Source organism: Kribbella sp. NPDC000426 (genome assembly GCF_040300265.1).
In the GTDB taxonomy this organism is placed as follows: Bacteria; Actinomycetota; Actinomycetes; order Propionibacteriales; family Kribbellaceae; genus Kribbella.
In genome coordinates, this window is record NZ_JBEPDK010000005.1 from 555279 (window position 1) to 574270 (window position 18992).

Annotated in this window: 17 protein-coding genes; 6 read left to right on the forward strand and 11 right to left on the reverse strand. The window is 68.4% G+C overall.

The window, feature by feature from the left end; translation table 11 throughout:
• The first annotated feature begins 18 nt into the window (after positions 1-18).
• Entirely contained in the window at positions 19-906 is an 888-nt protein-coding gene (locus ABT313_RS26785) for a MurR/RpiR family transcriptional regulator (RefSeq protein WP_350859421.1), read from the forward strand.
• Positions 907-972: 66 nt separating this feature from the next.
• Positions 973-1866, forward strand: a complete 894-nt coding sequence (gene murQ / locus ABT313_RS26790; RefSeq protein WP_350859424.1) for an N-acetylmuramic acid 6-phosphate etherase — start codon at positions 973-975, stop codon at positions 1864-1866.
• On the opposite strand, the gene ABT313_RS26795 is transcribed toward murQ, so the two are convergent.
• The 7 genes from ABT313_RS26795 to ABT313_RS26825 all read right to left on the reverse strand — a co-directional run bounded on the left by ABT313_RS26795 (position 1840) and on the right by ABT313_RS26825 (position 9419).
• Entirely contained in the window at positions 1840-3015 is a 1176-nt protein-coding gene (locus tag ABT313_RS26795; protein WP_350859427.1) for a low temperature requirement protein A, read from the reverse strand. The two genes, murQ and ABT313_RS26795, sit on opposite strands and share 27 nt — an antisense overlap.
• A gap of 10 nt (positions 3016-3025) precedes the next feature.
• On the reverse strand, positions 3026-4471 hold the full coding sequence (locus tag ABT313_RS26800; RefSeq protein WP_350859429.1) for a ketol-acid reductoisomerase: 1446 nt from the start codon (positions 4469-4471) through the stop codon (positions 3026-3028).
• Positions 4472-4546: 75 nt separating this feature from the next.
• Positions 4547-5632 (reverse strand): Gfo/Idh/MocA family protein, encoded by a 1086-nt coding sequence (locus ABT313_RS26805; protein WP_350859432.1) that lies wholly within the window; start codon positions 5630-5632, stop codon positions 4547-4549.
• The gene (locus tag ABT313_RS26810) at positions 5625-6392 is read right to left on the reverse strand and encodes a ThuA domain-containing protein (RefSeq protein ID WP_350859435.1); all 768 of its coding nucleotides are present in this window, start codon (positions 6390-6392) and stop codon (positions 5625-5627) included. The genes ABT313_RS26805 and ABT313_RS26810 overlap by 8 nt, the downstream gene beginning before the upstream one ends.
• Positions 6393-6420: 28 nt before the next feature.
• Positions 6421-7221 (reverse strand): carbohydrate ABC transporter permease, encoded by an 801-nt coding sequence (locus tag ABT313_RS26815; RefSeq protein ID WP_350859438.1) that lies wholly within the window; start codon positions 7219-7221, stop codon positions 6421-6423.
• Positions 7222-7241: 20 nt separating this feature from the next.
• On the reverse strand, positions 7242-8180 hold the full coding sequence (locus tag ABT313_RS26820; protein WP_350859441.1) for a carbohydrate ABC transporter permease: 939 nt from the start codon (positions 8178-8180) through the stop codon (positions 7242-7244).
• Positions 8181-8183: 3 nt separating this feature from the next.
• The gene (locus ABT313_RS26825; protein ID WP_350859444.1) at positions 8184-9419 is read right to left on the reverse strand and encodes an ABC transporter substrate-binding protein; all 1236 of its coding nucleotides are present in this window, start codon (positions 9417-9419) and stop codon (positions 8184-8186) included.
• 146 nt (positions 9420-9565) lie between these two features.
• On the opposite strand from ABT313_RS26825, the gene ABT313_RS26830 reads away from it, so the two are divergent.
• The gene (locus ABT313_RS26830; protein WP_350859447.1) at positions 9566-10630 is read left to right on the forward strand and encodes a LacI family DNA-binding transcriptional regulator; all 1065 of its coding nucleotides are present in this window, start codon (positions 9566-9568) and stop codon (positions 10628-10630) included.
• Here the strand turns inward: ABT313_RS26830 and ilvY are convergent.
• From ilvY to rplM, 4 genes are read right to left on the reverse strand one after another with little or no spacing between them, the layout of a single operon-like run.
• Positions 10560-11381 (reverse strand): HTH-type transcriptional activator IlvY, encoded by an 822-nt coding sequence (gene ilvY / locus ABT313_RS26835; RefSeq protein ID WP_350859450.1) that lies wholly within the window; start codon positions 11379-11381, stop codon positions 10560-10562. The genes ABT313_RS26830 and ilvY overlap by 71 nt on opposite strands.
• Positions 11381-12727: a phosphoglucosamine mutase gene (glmM, locus tag ABT313_RS26840; RefSeq protein ID WP_350859453.1), complete on the reverse strand. Its 1347-nt coding sequence runs from the start codon at positions 12725-12727 to the stop codon at positions 11381-11383. Before glmM ends, ilvY begins: the two co-directional genes overlap by 1 nt.
• 7 nt (positions 12728-12734) lie before the next feature.
• On the reverse strand, positions 12735-13256 hold the full coding sequence (gene rpsI, locus ABT313_RS26845; RefSeq protein ID WP_141854750.1) for a 30S ribosomal protein S9: 522 nt from the start codon (positions 13254-13256) through the stop codon (positions 12735-12737).
• 35 nt (positions 13257-13291) lie between these two features.
• Positions 13292-13735, reverse strand: coding sequence for a 50S ribosomal protein L13 (gene rplM / locus ABT313_RS26850; protein WP_350859456.1), 444 nt, complete (start codon positions 13733-13735; stop codon positions 13292-13294).
• A gap of 286 nt (positions 13736-14021) precedes the next feature.
• Between rplM and ABT313_RS26855 the strand changes: the two genes are divergently transcribed.
• The 3 genes from ABT313_RS26855 to ABT313_RS26865 all read left to right on the forward strand — a co-directional run bounded on the left by ABT313_RS26855 (position 14022) and on the right by ABT313_RS26865 (position 18971).
• Positions 14022-15308 (forward strand): citrate synthase, encoded by a 1287-nt coding sequence (locus tag ABT313_RS26855; protein ID WP_350859459.1) that lies wholly within the window; start codon positions 14022-14024, stop codon positions 15306-15308.
• Between the two features lie 722 nt (positions 15309-16030).
• Complete coding sequence (locus ABT313_RS26860; RefSeq protein WP_350859462.1) at positions 16031-16834, forward strand: SDR family NAD(P)-dependent oxidoreductase; 804 nt, start codon at positions 16031-16033, stop codon at positions 16832-16834.
• 1135 nt (positions 16835-17969) lie between these two features.
• Positions 17970-18971: a LacI family DNA-binding transcriptional regulator gene (locus tag ABT313_RS26865; protein WP_350859465.1), complete on the forward strand. Its 1002-nt coding sequence runs from the start codon at positions 17970-17972 to the stop codon at positions 18969-18971.
• Positions 18972-18992: the final 21 nt, after the last annotated feature.

Sequence of the window (18992 nt, forward strand, 5' to 3'; positions counted from 1 at the left end):
CGCCGTACCGTGGCTGTCATGAATTCAACAACCTCTCCAGAACCCACGGGGCCGCTGCTGGTCCGGGTCCGCGCGGTGATGCCCGCGCTGGCGCCGGCCGAGCAGCGGGTGGCGAACGCGGTCCTCGCGGACCCGGGCGGAGTGGCGGCGATGACGATCTCCGAACTGGCCGAGGTGGCCTCCACCTCGGAGACCACGGTCATCCGGTTCTGCAAGCAGATCGGCGTCCCCGGCTATCCGCAGCTGCGCCTGCAGCTGGCGGCCCAGTCGGCGCAGGAGAGCATCCGTCCCGAGGTGGGCGGTGACATCGAGCCCGGCGACTCGCTGGCCGACGTTGTCAGCAAGGTCGCGTTCGCCGACGAGCGGGCGGTCCGCGAGACCGCCCAGCAGGTCGACGTGGACGCGCTGGCGAAGGTCGTCGACGCGGTCGTGAAGGCGCCGCGGGTGGACCTCTACGGTTTCGCCGCGAGCGCGTTCGTGGCGCTGGACCTGCAGCAGAAGCTGCACCGGATCCGGCGGGTGGCTTTCGCGTGGTCCGACGTACACATCGCGCTGACCAGCGCCGCGCTGCTCGGTGCGGGTGACGTCGCGATCGGCATTTCGCACACCGGCACCACGGTCGAGGTCGTCGAGGCGCTCGAGGAGGCGGCCAAGCACGGCGCCACCACGGTCGCGGTGACGAACTTCCCGCGGTCCCCGCTCGCCCGGACGGCGGATCTCGTACTCACCACGGCGGCGCGCGAGACGACGTACCGCTCGGGGGCGATGGCTTCGCGGATCGCCCAGCTGACCGTCATCGACTGCCTGTTCATCGGGGTGGCCCAGCAGGTGCTGCCGGACGCCCGGAAGGCGCTCGAGGAGACCGCCAGCGCGGTCCGGGGCCACCGGCTCAAGGGATCCGAGTAACCTGAACTGTTCCGTCAAAGATCAACGGAATTGAAAATCCTTCAGTAGAAAACTAACATCGATCCTGTGACCTCACCGACCGAGCAGCGCAACCCGAGGACGCTTGCCATCGATGCGGTGGGCACGTCCGAGATCCTGCAGATGCTGAACAACGAGGACGCCCGTGTCGCGGGCGCCGTCAGCGCGGTGATCCCGGAGCTGACCAAGGCCGTCGACGCCGCCGTCGAGGCGGTCCGCGGCGGCGGCCGGGTGCACTACTTCGGCGCCGGTACGTCGGGACGCCTGGCGGTCCTGGACGCCGCCGAGCTGCTGCCCACGTTCCACGTGCCGGACGGACTGGTGGTCGCCCACCACGCCGGCGGGATGGAGGCGCTGCTGCGCGCGGTCGAGAACGTCGAGGACTCCGAGGACGGCGGTGCCGCCGATGCGGCCGCGGTCACCGGTCAGGACCTCGTCGTCGGCCTCGCGGCTTCCGGAAGCACGCCGTACGTCGCCGGCGCCCTGAAGGCCGCCCGTGCGGCCGGGGCGACCACCGTGCTGGTCACGTCGAACCCGGACGCCCCGCTGGCGCCGCTGGCCGACGTCGTGATCGCCGCGGACACCGGCCCCGAGGTCATCGCCGGCTCGACCCGCCTGAAGGCCGGCACCGCGCAGAAGATGATCCTGAACGCGTTCTCGACGACGCTGATGATCAAGCTCGGCCGCACCTGGTCCAACCTGATGGTCGACCTGGTGGCGACCAACAAGAAGCTCCGCGGCCGGATGCTGCGGATCCTCGCCGAGGCCACCGGCGCCGACGAGGCAGCCTGCGAGGCCGCGCTGGCCGAGGCCGACGGCGAGCTCAAGCCCGCCCTCGTGCACCTCCTGACCGGATCACCCGTCGCCGAGGCCCGCGCCGCCCTGGAGGCCGCTCACGGCCGCGTGGCGACCGCCCTAGCTGAGCTCCGCAGCCCCGCCTGACCGCTGCACCGGCGGGTGTACGACGAGGGTCGCCACGATCAGCGCCATGAACACGGCGGTGAGGGCGAACGGGATCGGGATCAGCGGATCCAGCAGAACCAGGACAGCGCCAAGCGGTACGACGAGGTTGACGGTCCGATCGGCGTTCTCGCGGATCGCGATCCACCAGATGCCGAGGACGAAGATCGCGATCGGGATCGTCACCGTGTAGGACGCGGCGACGTCGCTCAGCTCGGTGTGGTGCGTGATGCTGTCGATCTCGACCTCGATTCCGGCCGAGAACGCACCGGCCGCGGCGAAGACGAAGTAGTGCACGTAGCCGTAGCGCAGTGAGCTCGCGAACGACCTGATCGCGGTGTGGTGCGGCGGCCAGAAGTAGATCCACCACATCGCCGCGGTGACGACGAGAGTTAGCACCGAGAGCGCGATCAGCGGGCCGAGCGACTCGTGGTCGTGGACGGCCTCGATGATCGCGTTGGCGGACGCGAGCAGGCTCTCACCGAGCAGGATCAGCGTGAACAGGCCGTACCGCTCGGTGATGTGGTGCGGGTGCCACGGAGTTGTCCAGCGCCGCTCAGCCACGACCGGTACGGCGAGCTCGGCGAGCACGAAAATGCACCAGGCGACCACCACCACCGGCCCGGACATCACCAGCGTGGTCAGCCAGAGCACCTGCACGATCGCGATGCCGACGGCGTACCGCAGGGTTGCCTGCCGGCTCTCCCCGGTCCGGTGGGACGCCCGCAGCCACTGCGCGATCATCGCGACCCGCATCACGACGTAGCCGAACACCACCACTGTGAAATCGCGGTCGACGAAGACCTGCTCGATGCCTGCGGCGAGCACGAGCACACCGCTCATCTGGAGGATCGTGAGCAGCCGGTAGAGCCAGTCGTCGGTGGCGAACGAGGTGGCGAACCAGGTGAAGTTCATCCACGCCCACCAGATCGCGAAGAACACCATCGCGTACGACGCCAGCCCGTCGACGATGTGCTTGTCCGACAATGCGTGGTGCAGCTGGGCCGCGGCGACGCTCACCGCGACCACGAACACCAGATCGAAGAACAACTCGAGCGAGGAAGCCGTGCGACCAGGCTCGAGCGGATCCCTCGGGCGCATAGGGATCAGCCGTGACCGCGTCATCGTCATGGCGCTTAGGCTAAACGGAAATATCCACCGAGGGGCGGAGCTCGGCGGCCGCGGCGAGGGCGGCGTGGGCCGGGTTGTCCTGGAAGTCCTTGAGCAGCGTCGCGTCGGCCGGGGTGTGCAGTTGCGGGAGCGCGATCTGTTCGTACGCCGCCTGGAACCGCGGGCCCCAGCGGCGGGTGCCGAGGCGGGCGGTGCGGGAGCAGTTGTCGACCATGTACGCGACGTCGCGGGCGTGCATGTACGGCAGCAGCGAGTCGACCGCTTCGATCACCGACTCGTTCACGATCTCCGACCACGCGTGCCCGCGGGCGGCGAACTCGTCGACCTGCGCCATCATCGTCGCGACGAACAACCCCGCGGTGACCGGGTCGATGGTCTGGTCCGCCGTCGTCCGGCGGGAGTGCACCGCACTGCTGTACGACCACATCGGGCTGCCGCCGATCTCGGTCATCGGCCGGGTCGCGAGCCGCTGCTCGGCCAGGATCACGCTCCGCAGTTCGGTGCCATCGGCAACCTCATCGTAGATCTCCGCGACCAGGTCCCGGGCCGGCCGGTACGCCGCGGAGTACGCCCGGTCGAACAGGTCCCGATCCCCGCAGGCCGCCCGGACCGCGACCAGCCCGTCGGCCGAGATCGTCCGCGCGATCGGCCGGGTGATCGCCTCGGTGGAACGCTCGTACGCCGTCACCGGATCAGCCCCGTCGATCCGGAAGTACCTGTACAGCGCTTCCACCAGCCCGTGGACCGCGCCGAGCAGGATCGCCCGCTCACCGACGATGTCGGACCGGTACTCGTCGGCCAGCGTGGTCGCGAACGTGTACGGCGACCCGAGCCCGATCGACCACGCCAGCGCCCGGTCCCACCCATGCCCGTCGGGATCCGCGTGGACCGCGATGCTCGCGTTGATGCCGGCCCCGTTGATCGTTTCACCTTGCCGGTAGAGCCGTCGGACGGAATCTCCCATCCCCTTCGGACAGACCGCGATCACCGGATGCCCGTCCGGGAAGGCGCTCCCGATCGCTGTGAGGTGCCCGAGGAGGAATCCGTGGGACAGGCCAATGGTCGCGCCCGGCTTGAGTACACCGAAGATCTGCTCGTGGTTCGCGGCCAGCGCCGCATCCGCGATCAGCAGGATCACCAGGTCCGACGAGGCCGCAACCTCCAGCCAGTCCCCCAGTGTCCCGTCGTCCTCGCTGAATCCCTCGGCCCGGGCATCCGCCGCGGACGCCGATCCCGGCCGGAGCCCGACGCTCACAGTGATCCCGGTCCCGGCGAGCGAGTCCCGCAGGTTCAGCGCCTGCGCTCGTCCCTGCGGCCCCCAGCCCAGTACGCCGATGCGCTCCACCCCGTGCAGCGCCTGCGGCAGCAGCGGGAACAGGTTCCGCCCACCCCGCACGATCGACTCGGTCCCACCCGGCACGACCATGCTCTCGACCCGAAACACCGAACTCTTCATGTTCCCAGTCAACGGCCGGTGCGCACATTGCAGCAAGCGCAATGTACGCACCGCCCCGTTGCAGGAACTGAAAGGTTAGAGCCCGACCGCCTTCAGCGGGTCAGGCCAGGCCTTCAGGGCCGCAAGCAACGCCGGGTCCTCGGTGGTGGCGATGGCCTCGGTGTGGGCCTCGGTGATGACGTCGGCGATGCGGACCGCGGCCCCGGTGTTGGCGGAGCGTACGGCGGCTTCGACCATGGCCAGGCTTACGACGTTGGAATGGACCTCGGACTGTGGGGTCGTCGACGTACGGACCGCGTTGACGAACTCCACCAGCGAGCCGGCGATCTCCTGCGGCTCGTCAGACAGCGTGGCATCGAGGGTCTCGCCCGAGGCGAGCTCGGCGGCGGGTGGGTTGTCGCCGTCCCAGGTCGCCGTACCGCCCGCGGTGCTGGCCCGCCACAGGCCGTTCCAGGACGTCTCCAGGCCCGGCGCGCACCAGCTGCCGACGAACGAGAAGCGGGTGCCGTCGGCGTACGTGAAGATCGCGGTCGCGGCGGCGTTGCCGTCGAACCAGCTCCACGGCGGGTTGTACGAGTCGCAGTACACGCTGACCGGCTCAGATCCGATCAGCTTGCGGGACAGGTCGAACTGGTGGATCGCCATGTCGACCAGGAGCGGCTCGGCCATGCGCTCGCGGAAGCCGCTGAAGTGCGGGGCCTTGTAGAACTCACACGACAGTGAGCCGATCGGACCGAGCTCGGCGAGCTGGCGCTGGAAGGCTGCGACTGCGCGGAAGTAGCGGCGGGACTGCGAGACCATCAGCAGCTTGCCGCTGACCTCCGAGGCCGCGACCATCTGGAGGCACTCGCGCACCGTCTCGGCCAGCGGTTTCTCGCACAACACCGGGAGGCCGCGGAGGAGTGCGTCGACGCTGACTTTCGGATGAGCCACCGGGACGGTCACGTCGATGACCGCCTCCGCGTTCTTGCTCAGCTCGTCGATCGAGGTCGCGACGGGGAGGTCGGCGAAGCCGTGTTCGTCCGCAGCGGCCCGGGCGGTCGCGAGGTCGAGGTCCACCAGGCCGACCAGTTGGACATCGGGGTTCGCGGCGATGGTGCGGAGCCAGGCCCGGCCCATGCCGCCGGCGCCGACCTGGAGGAGGCGCAAGGGGTCAGGCATCCGCGGGCTCCTCGATCGGGCCGTTGTACCCGTGACCGTTGAAGAAGTCGTCGGTCTCGTAGCGCAGCAACGTCGGCAGCGCCCGCGTCGGCCGGTCGGACCGGGCCCAGGCGACGCCGTTCGCGATCACCTTGCGGACGTCCTTGTGGTGGTACACCGGGTAGTCCTGGTCGCCGGGTGAGAAGTAGAAGATCTTGCCGTGCCCGCGGCGGAACGTGCAGCCCGAGCGGAACACCTCGCCGCCGGAGAACGAGGACACGAACACCAGTTCGTCCGGGACGGGGATGTCGAAGAACTCGCCGTACATCTCCTGCTGCTCGATCACGATCGGATGCGGGACGCCCTGCGCGATCGGGTGCGTCGGGTTGATCGTCCACACCAGCTCGCGGTCGCGCTCACTGCGCCAGCGCAACGTGCACGTCGTTCCCATCAGCTTGCCGAAGATCTTCGACCAGTGACCGGAGTGCAGCACGATCAGCCCCATACCCGAGAGCACGTGCTGGTACACGCGGTCGACCACCTTGTCGTCGACCTCGCCGTGGGCAGCATGCCCCCACCACACGAGTACGTCGGTCTCCGCGAGCACCTCCTCGGTCAGACCGTGCTCGGGTTCGTCCAGCGTGGTGGTGGACACCTCCGCGTTGTCGAGGTTCTCGCGGATGCCGGCAGCAATGGTCTCGTGCATGCCGTCGGGATAGATCTCGCGGACGTGCGGCTCGATCTGCTCGTGCCGGTTCTCGCCCCAGACCAATATCTTCATCGTTGTCCTTAAGGGTTTTATTTGACGGCTATTTGACAGCGCCGCCGATGGCGCCGGCGGCGATGTACTTCTGCGCGGCGACCAGCAGCACGATGGCCGGGACCGCCGAGAGCACCGCGGTCGCCATCACCGCGTTCCAGTTCTGCACCTGGGTACCGAGGTACTGGTAGATCCCCAGCGTCACCGGCCGTACGCCGCCCTTGGTGGTCAGCGTCAGCGCGAACAGGAAATCGCTCCAGGAGAAGAGAAAACTGAACAGTCCCGCGGTGATCAGCGAGTTCTTGCTGATCGGCAGCACGATCGCCACGAACGCCCGGAACAGCCCGGCGCCGTCCACCCGCGCGGCCTCCACCAGCGACGGCGGCAGCGAGAGCATGAACGAGCGCAGGATCAGGATCGCGAACGGGATCCCACTGCTGCAGTTGGCCACGATCAGCCCCGGGATCGAGTTCAGCAGGCCGATCCGCTCGTACGCCGTGTACAGCGCGTTCGCGATCACGATCCCCGGGATCATCTGCGAGATCAGGATCGCCAGCAGCCCGATCGACACCCAGCGGGACCGGAACTGCGAGAGCGCATAGGCACACGGTGTCGCGATCGCGAGGCTGAGGACGACGGTCCCGGCCGCGATGATCATGCTGGTGACCAGGTTGCCGCCCTGCTCGTCGAGTGCGCGTTTGTAGCCGGTGAACGTCGGGTGCAACGGCAGGAAGCCCGCGGTCAGCGTGTTCCCGGACGGCTGCAGCGACGCGTTGACCATCCAGTAGACCGGGAACAGCATCACGGCCAGGATCACGATCCCGATGACGGTGTACGCCGTACGTCGCATGGTGCCCTCCTCCTCGTCTGTTATTCGTCAACGGCGCGGCGGGTGCTGCGCAGGTAGAAGATCGCGAACACGAACGAGATCGCGATCAGGATGTTGCTCAACGCGGCGCCCTGGCCGAACTTGAAGTCCACGAAGGACTTCTCGTACGACTGGGTCGCGAGCGTCTGGGTCGCGTTCGCCGGTCCGCCGCCGGTCAGGCCGAGGATGATGTCCAGCACCTTGATCGTGTAGACCACCCCGAGCATCAGCACCACGCCTGCCACCGAGCGCAGGTTCGGCCAGGTGATGTAGGAGAACGCGCGCCATCCGGTCGCACCGTCGAGTTGGCCGGCTTCATACAGCTCGTCCGGGATCTCGGCGAGTCCGGAGTACAGCAGCGTCACGTTGAACGGGATGCCGATCCAGATGTTCACCCCGATCACCGCGATCAGCGCCACCGACGGCGAGTTCAGCCACGGCACCGGATCGTTGACGATGTGCAGGCCCATCAGGGTCCGGTTCAGGATGCCGCTGTCCTGCTCGAGGATCGAGCGCCAGGTCGCGCTCGACACGATCAGCGGCAGCAGCCACGGCAGCAGGAGCAGCGAGCGCAGTACGCCGCCGAGCGGGAAACGCTTGCGGAAGAACAGCGCCAGGCCGAGCCCGATCACGAACTGGAACGCGATCGACCCGACCGTGAACAGCGCGGTGTTGAGCATCGCGTCCGAGAACAGCTTGTCGTGCACGACCGCGGAGTAGTTCTGCAGCCCGACCCACGGCGCGGCCCCGGTGAAGAACGTCTTCAGCGTGTAGTCCTGCAGACTCATCAGCAGGTTCTTCACCACCGGATAGCCGAACAGCGCGACCATCGCCACCGCGGCCGGCAGGACGAACAGGATCTTGGTCAGGTCCTCACCACGGTGGCGCCGGCCGCGAACGCGCTCGCGGCCGGCCACCGTCGTACGTGTCAGAGCCACCATGGATCAGCCGCCGGAAGCCTGCTTGAAGGCGTCCTGGGCCGAGGCCTTACCGGTCAGCGCCAGCTGGATCGCCTGGTAGATCACCTTGGCGGCGTCCGGCCACTTGTCACCCAGCTTGCCGGTCCGGGCCCGGGCCGTCTTCACCTGCTCGGCGAAGGCCTTCATCGAAGGCACGTCCTTGGCGTACTGGTCGAGCAGCGCGAGCTTGGTCGGGAGGGTGAAGCGGGCCTTCGCCCAGGCCAGCTCGTTCTGGTCCGAGTTCAGGCACTTCACGAAGTCCGCGGCCTTCTGCTGCTTGGCCTGGTCCTTGTTCAGCGGGACCGTCCAGGCCTCGCCGCCGAGCGGCGCGACCGGGGTCTGGTCCGGCTTGTTCAGCGGGAACGTGACCACGTCCCACTTGATCTTCGGGTTCTTGTTCAGCGCCGGGATCTGCCACGGGCCGTTCACCATCATCGCGGCCTTGCCGGCGATGAACTGGTCGTTCACGTCGCCCTGCGTCCAGTTGATCACGCTCTTCGACGCCGACCCCGACTGCACCAGATCCACCCACAACTGCAGGGCTTCGGCCACCTGCGGGCTGGTCAGGTCGGTCTCGTCACCGCCGTTGGTCCACATCGCCGGGAGGAACTGCCAGGAGCCCTCATACGTCGCATTGGCGTTGAACGCCATCCCGTACCGGCCGGGCTTGGTGAGCTTCTTGGCCGCGGCCTTCAGCTCGTCCCACGTCTTCGGCGGCTGGACGCCGGCCTCGGCCAGCATGTCCTTGTTGTAGAACAGCGCGATCGTGTTCGTCACCGGGGCCAGTCCGTAGAGCTTGCCCTGGTACGACGTCGCGTCGACCATGCCCTTGATCACCCCGTCGCCGCTCAGCCCCATGTCGTTCAGGGGCGCGAGCGCACCGGTCGCGGCGATCTGCTGTACGTCGGGGTTGTCGAGCATCAGCACGTCGGGCAGCGTCTTCGACGACGCCTGCTGCAGCACCTTCTGGATCAAGGTGTCACCAGGCACCGTCTCCCGCTGGATCGTGATGCCGAGCTGCGACGCGCACGAGTCAAGTCCCTTCTGTACAAGGGATTTGTCCGGCTCGTTGTTGTAGTAGTCCAGGATCGTGAGGCTCTTGACGCTGTCGCCGGACGAGGACGACGACTGCCCGCCGCCGCCGTTGTCGCCACAGGCGACCAGCAGGAGCGACACCGTCGTCGCACCCGCCAGCGCGGCGGCGATCCGCTTGCTGATCATGACATCGGACTCCTTCTAAGCGTTTAACCAGGGGACGAGGAAAACCGGTGCTGCACTTGTCGTTGGGGCGGTAAACCGCTTAACTGAGGCGTTGAAGGACTATGTTCCCTACGTCACATCGCTGTCAAGAGTTCAGAGGAGGATCGATGGTCACGATGCGGGACGTCGCTCAGCGTGCCGGGGTGTCGATCGCGACCGTCTCTTTCCTGCTGAACGACACCAAGCCGGTGACGGCGGCGACCCGGGCGCGGATCGAGCAGGCGATGGTCGAGCTCGGCTACCGGCGCAACATGGTGGCCCGCGCGCTCGCCAGCCGGCGTACCCACATCATCGCGATGGCGTATCCGGCGCTCGAGCACCGGTTCGGGATGTCCACGGCGGAGTTCTTCACCAGCGCGGCCGAGGCGGCACGCAAGGAGGACTACCACCTGGTGCTGTGGCCGGTCGGCAACGACGGGGTCGAGTTGCGCGAGCTGCTCGGGCAGGGCCTGGTCGACGGCGTCGTACTGATGGAGGTGCAGCTGGACGATCCGCGGGTCGACGTACTGCAGCAGGCCGGTACGCCGTTCGCGTTGATCGGCCGGACGACCGAGCTCGAGGGGCTGTCGCACGTGGACATCGACTTCGACACGACGGTCGAGGACGCGGTGCAGCATCTGTACGACCTCGGGCATCGCGAAATGGCCTTGATTTCGGGCGATCTGGACGACCCGCGGTTCCACGCCTATGGTCCCTGGGTGCGGACCGAGGACGCCTATCGCCGGGTCGCCGCGTCGTACGGGCTGCCCGTCGTCGTACGGCCCTGCTCGGACACGACCCAGGCCGGCAAGCTCGCCGCGGAGGGCTTACTGGCCGAGCATCCCGAGACGACGGCTCTCTTGGTCCTGAACGAGTACGCCGCGCTCGGCGTCGTGTCCGGCCTGCGGCGCAGCGGCCGCGACATCCCTGCCGACGTGTCGGTCCTGTCCCTGCTGATGGTCCCGGAAACCGCGGCGATGACGGACCCCGAGCTCACGATGATGCGAACCCCGGGTCCCGAGCTCGGCCAACTGGGCACCGAAGCGCTCATCCGCGAGCTCGAAGGCGCCGACCCGCTCCCGCCCCAGCTTGTCCCCGCGAAGCTGTTCCCCGGAGCGACGGTCACAGGCCCCAGAGCGCCGCAACCAAAGGCCTCCGCAGGTCGCCGCGCCGCACGCAAAGCCCGATCGTAAGCGGCTCCAACTCCCCCGGAACCTCGACAAGCTGCTCCCGCACCACCGACGACTCGAGCACCAGCCGCGGCACGACGCCGGTCCCACATCCCAGCGCCACCAGGGCGAGCAGCGCTTCATGCCCGTCCGGCTCCGCGGCGATCGTTGGCTTGACCCCCGATGTGCGGAACCACCGGAACGCGGCCTCCCGCACCAGCCCGCGGGCCGGCACGACGTACGCGCCATCGGGCCGGCTGTCGCGTGCGTGCACCAGGACGAGATCTGTGACCGCGACCGGTCGACTGACCAACGTCTGCGGCAGGCGCTTGGGGATCCCGGCGACGGCAGCATCGACCTCGCCCTCGTCGAGTCGCGCGAGCGCGGCCGCGGCGTCCCCCGTCCGTACGTCGAGCCGGATCTGCGGATGCGTTGCCCGCAACGGCTTGAGCAGGTCAGGCAGCAGCGTCTGGCAGGCGGTGACGGTGGCGAAGATCCGCAGGTCCCCGGTCAGCCCGGCCGGCTCGCCGGATCCGGCCCGGTAGTCGTCCCACAGCTCCAGCGCCTGCTCGGCGTACGCCGTGAACCGCCGGCCCGCTTCGGTCAGTACGACGCCCCGCGGCCCGCGGTCGAGCAACCGCGCGCCGACCCGCGTCTCCAGTCGCTGGATCGTGCGGGTCAGCGTGGCCGCGCTGACGTGGCATTCGAGGCTGGTGCGTCCGTAGTTCAGCGTCCGCGCCAAATGCAGGAACAACTCCAGCTCTCGATGCTCCACTACAACTTCAGCGAAGTCGCAACCACGTCGGCCAGTGAATGGGCGATCTCGTGTGCGGTGTCCGAGGACTCGGCCTCGACCATGACGCGGACCAGCGGCTCGGTGCCCGACGGGCGCAGCAGCACCCGGCCCGAGTCACCCAACCGGGAGGTGGCTTCCGCGACGGCGGACTGGACGGCGGCATCGGTGCCCGCGCGGTTCTTGTCGACGTCCTTCACGTTGACCAGCACCTGCGGGAGGCGGGTCATCGCACCGGCCAGGTCGGCCAGGCTCTTCCCCGTCTGCGCGACCCGGGCCAGCAGCATGACCGCGGTCAGCGTGCCGTCGCCGGTGGTGGCGTGGTCGGACAGGATCACGTGCCCGGACTGCTCGCCGCCGAGCTTGTGGCCGCCGGCCTTCATTGCCTCGAGCACGTACCTGTCGCCGACCTTGGTCTGCTCGACCGCGATCCGCTCCCGCACCATCGCCTGGACGAAGCCCAGGTTGCTCATCACGGTCGCGACGACCGTGTCGTTCGACAGCCGGCCGCTGTCGCGCATCGCGAGCGCCAGCACGGCGAGGATCTGGTCGCCGTCGACGAGCTCGCCGTTCGCGTCCACCGCCAGGCAGCGGTCCGCGTCGCCGTCGAGCGCGATACCGACGTCGGCGCGGTGGCCGATCACCTCGCGCTGCAGACCCTCGATATGCGTGGATCCGCAGTTCAGGTTGATGTTCAGGCCATCGGGAGCCGCGGCGACCGTGACCACCTCGGCGCCGAGCCGGCGCAGTGCCTCCGGCGCGGTCTGCGAGGCCGCGCCGTTGGCGCAGTCGATCACGACCTTGAGACCGTCGAACCGGTTCGGGGCCGAGCGGACCAGGTGCGAGACATATGTCTCGAAGCCCTGCCCGTCGTCGGTGACCCGGCCGACGTCAGCGCCGGTCGGGCGCTGCCACTCCTCGTTCATCCGGGCCTCGATGGCGTCCTCGATCACGTCGTCGAGCTTGATCCCGCCGCGGGCCAGGAACTTGATGCCGTTGTCCGGCATCGGGTTGTGGCTGGCGGACAGCATCACACCGAGATCGGCGCCGGTCGAGCCGGTCAGATACGCGACGGCCGGGGTCGGCAGTACGCCGAGCCGGACGACGTCGACGCCGGCGCTGGCAAGACCAGCGACCACGGCGGCTTCGAGGAACTCACCACTGGCACGAGGATCCCGGCCCACAACGGCGCGCGGCCGGTGCCCTTCGAAGGCACCGGCCTCGCCGAGTACGTGAGCTGCCGCGACCGAGAGGTCGAGCGCCAGCTCCGCGGTCAGGTCCACGTTCGCCAGGCCACGGACTCCGTCCGTACCGAACAAACGCCCCATCAGGTGATCAGCGCTTGCTGTACTGAGGCGCCTTACGGGCCTTCTTGAGACCGGCCTTCTTCCGCTCCTTGATCCGCGCGTCGCGGGTGAGCAGACCGGCCTTCTTCAGACCCGGGCGGTTGGCCTCGAGGTCCGCTGCGTTCAGGCAGCGGGCGACACCGAGCTGCAGCGCACCGGCCTGGCCGGTGATACCGCCGCCGTTGATCCGGGCAATCACGTCGTACGAGCCCTCGAGGCCCGCGACGACGAACGGCTCGTTCACGTGCTGCTGGTGGACCTTGTTCGGGAAGTAGACGTCGAGGTCCTTCCCGTTGATCTTCCACTTGCCGGTGCCCGGGACGATCCGCACGCGGGCGACGGCCTCCTTGCGGCGACCAGTGGCGCCGGCCGGGTTGATGACCGCGACCCGACCCGTCTCGGCGCGCTGCTCCGGAGCCGGGTTGGTCTCGGAGGTGTAGGCGACCGGGCCCTCGCTGTCGATGGGGACCTCGGGGTCGAACTCTTCGGTCTCGGTGGTGATGTCGCTCACGCTGTGAATCCTCGTTTACCTGGTTCGTCGATCGCTTACTGGGCGATCTGGGTGATCTCGAACGGCTTCGGCTGCTGGGCCGTGTGCGGGTGCTCCGGACCGGCGTACACCTTCAGCTTGGTCAGCAGCTTCCGGCTCAGGCGGTTCTTCGGCAGCATGCCCCAGACGGCCTTCTCGACGGCCTTCCGCGGGTCCTTGTCGAGGATCTCGCCGATCGGCGTGGCGGTCAGACCACCCGGGTGACCCGAGTGACGGTAGGCCATCTTGTCGGTCCGCTTGGTGCCGGACAGCGCCACCTTGGAGGCGTTGACGACGATGACGAAGTCCCCACCGTCCACGTGCGGCGCGTAGGTCGGCTTGTGCTTGCCGCGCAGCAGGGTGGCGATCTGGACGGCGAGCCGACCGAGCGTGACGTCGGTGGCGTCGATCACGTGCCACTCACGAGTGACGTCAGCAGGCTTCGGGCTGTACGTGCGCACGGTCGTTGACCTTCGTTTCTCAGAGGTTGAACAAAACAGGACGTCGGCGAGCGGTCAGCCGACACGACGGTGCCATCGCAAGACCTGGAACGCACAACAGCAGCCCAGAATACCGGCGACGGCACGCGTGGGTCAAAGCGAGCCCACACGCCGAGGGGACCCCGGCTTGGAAGCAGCTGAGGACCGCACTAGTTTAGCGGTGAAGATTGCAGTCCGAACCCGCGTCCCGCCGGCTGATCTACCCTCATTCATCCAGGCGATGACGCCAGCTTCCGAAGAGGGCATTGTGACCGAACAGTCGCTCACCGTCCGGGACAACCGGACCGGCAAGGACTTCGACCTTGCCATCACCGATGGCACTATCCGTGCCGCCGACCTCAAGCAGATCAGCGCATCCGACGGCGACGGTGGCCTGGCCACCTACGACCCCGGCTTCGTCAACACCGCGTCCTGCCGCTCCTCCGTCACCTTCATCGACGGCGACAAGGGCATCCTGGAGTACCGCGGATACCCGATCGAGCAGCTCGCCGAGCAGTCCAACTACCTCGAGGTCGCGTACCTCCTGGTGAACGGCAAGCTGCCCAACAAGGCGGAGTACGAGGCCTGGGCGCACGACGTGACGTATCACACGTTCGTGCACGAGAACCTGAAGACCTTCATGCAGGGCTTCCGGTACGACGCGCACCCGATGGGCATGCTGCTGGCCTCGGTCGGCGGGCTGTCCACCTTCTATCCCGAGTCGCGCAACATCTTCGACGAGGAGTCGCGGGCGCTGCAGATCCGCCGGCTGATCGCGAAGATGCCGACGCTCGGCGCGTTCGCGTTCCGGCACGCGCAGGGCAAGCCGTACGTGTACCCCGACAACGAGCTCAGCTACACGGCGAACTTCTTGTCGATGCTGTTCAAGATGAGCGAGCCGAAGTACGCCGCCGACGACCGCCTGGTGCGGGCGCTGGAGATCCTGTTCATCCTGCACGCCGACCACGAGCAGAACGCGTCCACTAACGCGGTCCGCGCGATCGGCTCCACCCAGGTCGACCCGTACACCGCGGTGGCCGGCGGGATCGGCGCGCTCTACGGCCCGCTGCACGGCGGCGCCAACGAGGCGGTGCTGAAGATGCTCCGCCGGATCGGCTCGGTCGACAACGTGCCGTCGTTCATCGAGGGCGTGAAGAACGGCGAAGAGCGGCTGATGGGCTTCGGCCACCGGGTCTACAAGAACTACGACCCGCGCGCCAAGATCATCAAGAAGGCCGCCGACGACGTCTTCGAGGTCACCGGCATCAACCCGCTGCTGAAGATCGCCGTCGAGCTGGAGAAGATCGCGCTGGAGGACGAGTACTTCGTCTCCCGCAAGCTCTACCCGAACGTCGACTTCTACTCCGGCCTGATCTACGAGGCCCTGCAGTTCCCGCCGGAGATGTTCACGGTCCTGTTCGCCATCCCCCGCACCTCCGGCTGGCTGGCCCAGTGGCTGGAAATGCTCGGCGACAGCGACCAGAAGATCGCCCGCCCGAAACAGATCTACACCGGCGAACGAGGCACCCAGTACGTCCCCATGGGCGACCGCTGACCCTCGACAGCCCGAAACGGCCCCTCGACCACACCTGGCCGAGGGGCCGTTCCACGTCTTCCCCCCACGCAGCCGATTTGTCGTCCTTTCCCGCCGAGTCGTGCGAATCGACGGGCGCCGGTTCCCCGAGTCGTGCGATCTGGCGGACGCCGGTTTCGCCGAATCGTGCGAATCGGCGGACGCCGGTTCCCCGAGTCGTGCGATCTGGCGGACGCCGATTTCACCGAGTCGTACGAATTGGCGGACACCGGTTTCATCGAGTCGTGCGATCTGGCGGACGCCAGTTTCGCCGAGTCGTACGAATTGGCGGACACCGGTTTCATCGAGTCGTGCGATCTGGCGGACGCCAGTTTCGCCGAGTCGTACGAATTGGCGGACGCCGGTTCCCCGAGTCGTGGATTTGGGCGCGCTGCGGGCGCCGGAATCCACGACTCGGCGCGCTGCGGGCGCCGGAATCCACGACTGGGCGATCCTGATCCCCGCCAGATCACACGACTCGGCGGAGGGTAGTCGTCGCCGGAGGCGACGCTGCGGAGCGCGGCGGCTGATGGCCGGCGGCTGACGGGTCGCGGCTCACGGGTCGCAGCTCGCGGGTCGCGGGTAGCGGGTCGCGGGTCGCGGGTCGCGGGTCGCGGGTCGCGGGTCGCGGGTCGCGGGTCGCGGCTGGCGGCTGGCGGCTGGCGGCTGGCGAGTTTGTCGGTGGGCGCTGTTAGCTTCGGTGGATGGCGCCGTTGGTGGGGAAGGTTGCGCTCATCAGGGGGGCGAGTCGCGGGGTTGGGAAGGGGATCGCTCTCGGGCTGGCCGAGCAGGGAGCGACTGTGTACGTGACCGGGCGGACAACAGCCGGGGCCGCCCCGCCCACGCCACTCCCCGGGACGGTCGAGGAGACCGCGGCGGAGATCACCTCGATGGGCGGGGTCGGGGTGGCGATCAGCTGCGACCACCGCGACGACGACCAGACTCGGGCGGCAGTACGGCGGGTGGTCGACGAGGCCGGGCGGATCGACGTACTGGTCAACAACGTGTGGGGCGGATACGAGTACTTCTGGGACGGCACGCCGTTCTGGGAGGAGGCCGGCTTCTGGACCCAGCCCCTCGAGCGCTGGGATGCGGCGTTCCAGGCCGGGGTCCGCGCTCACTACGTGACGAGCGTGGCGGCCGTGCCGACAATGGTTGCCGCTGGCTCGGGCCTGATCGTGAACGTGTCGTCGGAGGGCGCGGAGAAGACCGACACAGGTGTCGCGTACGGCGCGGCCAAGGCGGCCACCGATCACCTGATCGCCTGCATGGCCCACGAACTCCGCGACCACGGAGTCGCCGCAGTCTCCCTCTACCCCGGCCTCGTCCGCACCGAGTCCGTCCTCAAAGCCGCCGAGTTCATCGACCTGACCGACTCAGAGTCCCCACTCTTCGTAGGCCGGGCCGTCGCCGCACTCGCCACAGACAAAGCCGTCCTCCGCCACACCGGCCAGGTAGTCCGCACCAACTCCCTCTCCAACGAGTACGGCTTCACCGACCCCGGCTGACCAGGCCGGCCCTCAGCCCTCGAGTCGTGCAAAACGGCTCGAGGGCATCTCGCCGAGTCGTGGAACAAGGCGATGGATTTCAACCGAAATCCACGACTCGCCAGCCAGCCGGCCGACCGGCTCGCCAAGTCCGCACACGACAACAACCCGTACCTCCGCCGATCAGCTCCCCACGATGAACCCCGGAGTCGGAGCGGGCCCAACCGGTGTGGTGGGGGAACCGCTCGCCGAATCCGCACACACGGCAACGACCCCAACAGATCCCGGGGATCAGCTCCCTGCAACCCGCTCCCGGCAACCAACTCCCGGCGATGACCCCCGGGGCAGGCGCAGCAGGTGCGGTGGCCGTCGGTTGATCCGCTCGACACGCCTGCACACGCGGCAACAACCCGCAGTTCCCGGCGATCAGCTCCCGGCGATCAGCTCCCGGCTTTTGAGCTGGCTTAGCAGCTCCCGGTCGCAGCCGGAGGATCCGCTCGACACGCCTGTACACGCGCAACAAGCCGCCGGCCCCGGGACGAACTCCCGGGGTCGGGAGCGGGCGTAGCAGGTGCGCTGAGGAGCGCAGCGACGAAGAAACACACACGGCGCACGCGGGCGCCCTCGACCAGGGGCGGCAGCCCGTACCCCCGGCGGCAGCCGGGGGGTGGGTGGGCGTCGGGCAGAGTGGGTGCGCTGAGGAGCGCAGCGACGAAGGAAGCACCCGCGGCGCACGCGGGGGCACTCGACCACAGGCGGCAGCCCGCACACCCCGGCGACAGCCGGAAGATCCGCGCGACAAGCGCGTCCCCCGCGGGCGGCAGCCCGCAGATCCCGGCGGTAGCCGGAGGTCCCGGCGGTAGCCGGAGGTCCCGGCGGTAGCCGGAGGTCCCGGCGGTAGCCGGAGGTCCCGGCGGTAGCCGGAAGGGATGTACCGGCGATGAGCCGGGGGGTGGGTGGGCGTCGGGCAGAGTGGGTGCGCTGAGGAGCGGAGCGACGAAGGAAGTACGCGCGGAGCACGCGGGGGCTGTTTCTCCGGCGTACGTGGAGGGCTGCTTGTCCGGCGTGCGCAGCAGGTACCCGCCTGGTTAATGTGTAGGAAATTAACCAACTTAGAGGTATTGCTTGGTTCTCTGGGTAGGTTAATGCTTTCACCATGGTTCGGGAAGGGCGGACGACGCTCAGGGATGTGGCGGAGGCGGCGGGGGTTTCCGTTGCTACCTGCTCCTATGTGTTGAGCGGGCGGGCCGATCGGACCACGCCGTTGCCGGAGGTGACGCGGCGCAGGGTGGAAGCGGCGGCGCGGGAGCTTGGGTACAAGGGGAACACCGCGGCGCGGAGCTTGCGGCGGCAGCGGTCGGAGTTGATCGCGATCGTTTATGCGCCGCCGGTGGGACCGTGGCTGGACCGGCTGACCTGGGAGTGCGAGGACGTCGCCGCCGCGCACGGGTACTCCGTGATCGGCGTTCCGGTACGACGGATCGACCGGGCAGCACAGTCCCTCAGGGTGATCACGCGCGGCCATGTCGACGGCGCGATCTTCACCCCGGGCCTCAGCGACGACCTCGACCTCACCGCCGCGCGCCGATCCACCCGCGCGCTGATGGCGTTCAGTGACACGCTCGCGATGACCGGCGTCGACGTAGTGCGCAACAACGTCAGGCAGGCGCTGGTCGAGGCAACGACGTACCTGATCGACTCCGGCCGCGAGCGGATCGCGTACCTCTCGCACCACGGCAACCCGGAGGACCGTTACCTCGGGTACGTCGATGCGCTCCAGCGCGCAGGCCGCAGAACAGACCCCGCGCTGGTCCGGGTCGGAGCCGCCTCCCGCGAGGACGCCGTACTCGTGGTCCGGGAGCTGCTCGACTCGCCGAACCCGCCGGACGCGATCGTCTCCGAGTCCGACCGGGGTGCGTTCGCCGCGTTGCAGGCGGCCGCCGACCGGGGCGTCAAGGTGCCGGACGACCTGGCCGTGATCGGTACCGGCAACACCCGGGAGGCGACGTACTCCCAGCCGCCGCTGACGAGCGTCGGCATGCATCAGCTCGACTTCACCGAGATGGTCGAGGCGCTGTTCGCCCGGATCGACGATCCCACCAGGCCCGCCAGAGAGCTGTTCATGCCCTGGGTCCTGAACCACCGCGCCTCCGCCTGACCCCCGACACCCCGACACCTG

Bases quoted from the DNA above. Each gene is read 5' to 3' on its own strand.
- ABT313_RS26785 (WP_350859421.1), top strand. From the start codon at position 19: ATGAATTCAACAACCTCTCCAGAACCCACGGGGCCGCTGCTGGTCCGG.
- ABT313_RS26795 (WP_350859427.1), bottom strand. From the start codon at position 3,015: ATGACGATGACGCGGTCACGGCTGATCCCTATGCGCCCGAGGGATCCG.
- ABT313_RS26800 (WP_350859429.1), bottom strand. From the start codon at position 4,471: ATGAAGAGTTCGGTGTTTCGGGTCGAGAGCATGGTCGTGCCGGGTGGG.
- ABT313_RS26805 (WP_350859432.1), bottom strand. From the start codon at position 5,632: ATGCCTGACCCCTTGCGCCTCCTCCAGGTCGGCGCCGGCGGCATGGGC.
- ABT313_RS26810 (WP_350859435.1), bottom strand. From the start codon at position 6,392: ATGAAGATATTGGTCTGGGGCGAGAACCGGCACGAGCAGATCGAGCCG.
- ABT313_RS26815 (WP_350859438.1), bottom strand. From the start codon at position 7,221: ATGCGACGTACGGCGTACACCGTCATCGGGATCGTGATCCTGGCCGTG.
- ABT313_RS26820 (WP_350859441.1), bottom strand. From the start codon at position 8,180: ATGGTGGCTCTGACACGTACGACGGTGGCCGGCCGCGAGCGCGTTCGC.
- ABT313_RS26825 (WP_350859444.1), bottom strand. From the start codon at position 9,419: ATGATCAGCAAGCGGATCGCCGCCGCGCTGGCGGGTGCGACGACGGTG.
- ABT313_RS26830 (WP_350859447.1), top strand. From the start codon at position 9,566: ATGGTCACGATGCGGGACGTCGCTCAGCGTGCCGGGGTGTCGATCGCG.
- glmM (WP_350859453.1), bottom strand. From the start codon at position 12,727: ATGGGGCGTTTGTTCGGTACGGACGGAGTCCGTGGCCTGGCGAACGTG.
- ABT313_RS26860 (WP_350859462.1), top strand. From the start codon at position 16,031: ATGGCGCCGTTGGTGGGGAAGGTTGCGCTCATCAGGGGGGCGAGTCGC.
- ABT313_RS26865 (WP_350859465.1), top strand. From the start codon at position 17,970: ATGGTTCGGGAAGGGCGGACGACGCTCAGGGATGTGGCGGAGGCGGCG.